Here is a 2,009-nt window from a genome sequence, read left to right as displayed (position 1 = left end):
CTATATGCCCGCTCATTCCACACACGGACTTTGGTGTCTGCCCGGGAGAAATCCGGCTGAAACCTCCGGTGGCGTTCGAGGACTTCGTCCAAAAATGCCTGTGTCCGTGGAGGCTAACCGGAAAGGAAAATGAGAATGGCTCTGCCTGATTTCAGCATGCGCCAGCTTTTGGAAGCTGGTATTCACTTCGGCCACCAGACCCACCGCTGGAACCCGAAGATGGCGCCCTACATCTATGGCGCCCGCAACAACATCCACATCATCGACCTCTCGCAGACGGTGCCTTTGCTGCACCAGGCTCTGAAGCAGGTTTCCGACACCGTCGCCAAGGGCGGCCGCGTGCTGTTCGTCGGCACCAAGCGCCAGGCGTCTGACATCGTCGCCGATGCGGCGCAACGTTCGGCTCAGTACTATGTCAATTCGCGTTGGCTCGGCGGCATGCTGACCAACTGGAAGACGATCTCGAATTCGATCCAGCGCCTGCGCAAGCTCGACGAGATGCTGGCCGGCGAGGCCCAGGGCCTCACCAAGAAGGAGCGCCTGAACCTCGACCGCGAGCGCGAGAAGCTCGACAAGGCTCTGGGCGGCATCAAGGACATGGGCTCGACGCCTGACCTGATGTTCGTGATCGACACCAACAAGGAAGCGATCGCCATCCTCGAGGCCAAGCGCCTCGGCATCCCGGTCGTTGCCATCATCGATTCGAACTGCGATCCGGACAAGATCGACTTTCCGATCCCCGGCAATGACGACGCGGCCCGCGCCATCCAGCTCTATTGCGACCTGATCGCCAAGGCTGCGATCGACGGCATCGCCCGTCAGCAGGGCGCGCTCGGCGTCGATATCGGCGCGTCGGTTGAAGCCCCGGTCGAGCCGGCGCTCGATCCGGCTCCGTCGACCGAGACCCCTCAGGCGTAAAACGGCGAAGGCCGGTTCCGGCCTTCATCTTTCTAATAATTTGGCACGCTAAACGGACGCATCATCGAGTACCGGTGGTGCGTCGGTGCATTTAAAACAAAGAGGCGACAATGAGCATTTCGGCTGCACAGGTCAAAGAACTCCGCGACTTGACCGGCGCGGGCATGATGGACTGCAAGGCGGCGTTGAACGAGACCAACGGCAACATGGAAGAAGCCGTCGACTGGCTGCGCAAGAAGGGCATCTCCAAGGCTGACAAGAAGGCCGGCCGCACCGCGGCCGAGGGTCTGATCGGCGTTGATGCCGGTGTGCGCGAAGCTGCCGTCGTCGAGGTCAATTCCGAGACCGACTTCGTCGCCCGCAATGCCGCGTTCCAGGAGATCGTCGCCAAAGTTGCCAAGGTTGCTCTCGCCTATGGCGCGACGGAAGCCGTGGCTGCCGCGAAGTATCCGGGTTCCGACAAGTCGGTCACCGACACCATCAAGGATGCCGTCGGCACCATTGGCGAGAATCTGGGCTTCCGCCGCTCGGCCAAGCTGACGGTCCCGCACGGCGCCGTTGCGACTTATGTCCACAACGCGGTTGCCGACGGCCTCGGCAAGCTCGGCGTGCTGGTTGCGATCGAAACCACCGGCAATGAGCATGCCGCCAACGCCTTTGGCCGTCAGGTCGCCATGCATGTCGCCGCCACCAACCCGATGGCGTTGACGGCGGAGCAGATAGATCCGGCAGCGGTCGAGCGCGAGAAGGCGATCTTTTCCGATCAGGCGCGCCAGTCCGGCAAGCCGGAAGCGATCATCGAAAAGATGGTCGAGGGCCGCATGCGCAAGTTCTACGAGGAAGTCGTGCTCTTGAAGCAGGCCTTCGTGCTCAATCCCGACATCACCGTTGAGAAGGCGCTGAAGGATGCCGAGAAGGAAATCGGCGCGCCGGCCAAGATCACGGCCTATCTGCGCTTCGCACTCGGCGAGGGCATCGAGAAGGAAGAGACCGATTTCGCGGCGGAAGTCGCGGCGGCGGTCAAGAAGTAAACTTCCTACTGCTTTATTTCGAAAGCGTTTTTCGGCCGGATGTCCGCAGGGATGTCCGGC

Annotated in this window: 2 protein-coding genes; both read left to right on the top strand. The window is 61.6% G+C overall.

Annotated features, from left to right (window positions below):
* The first annotated feature begins 135 nt into the window (after positions 1-135).
* Positions 136-918, top strand: a complete 783-nt coding sequence (gene rpsB, locus C1D09_RS32330) for a 30S ribosomal protein S2 (protein WP_019858207.1) — start codon at positions 136-138, stop codon at positions 916-918.
* A gap of 110 nt (positions 919-1,028) precedes the next feature.
* On the top strand, positions 1,029-1,949 hold the full coding sequence (tsf, locus tag C1D09_RS32325) for a translation elongation factor Ts (RefSeq protein WP_143977975.1): 921 nt from the start codon (positions 1,029-1,031) through the stop codon (positions 1,947-1,949).
* The last annotated feature ends 60 nt before the right edge of the window (positions 1,950-2,009 follow it).

The sequence above is a fragment of the Mesorhizobium intechi genome (assembly GCF_002879535.1).
GTDB classification, from domain to species: domain Bacteria; phylum Pseudomonadota; class Alphaproteobacteria; order Rhizobiales; family Rhizobiaceae; genus Mesorhizobium; species Mesorhizobium intechi.
This window is presented reverse-complemented; position numbering and strand designations above follow the sequence as displayed.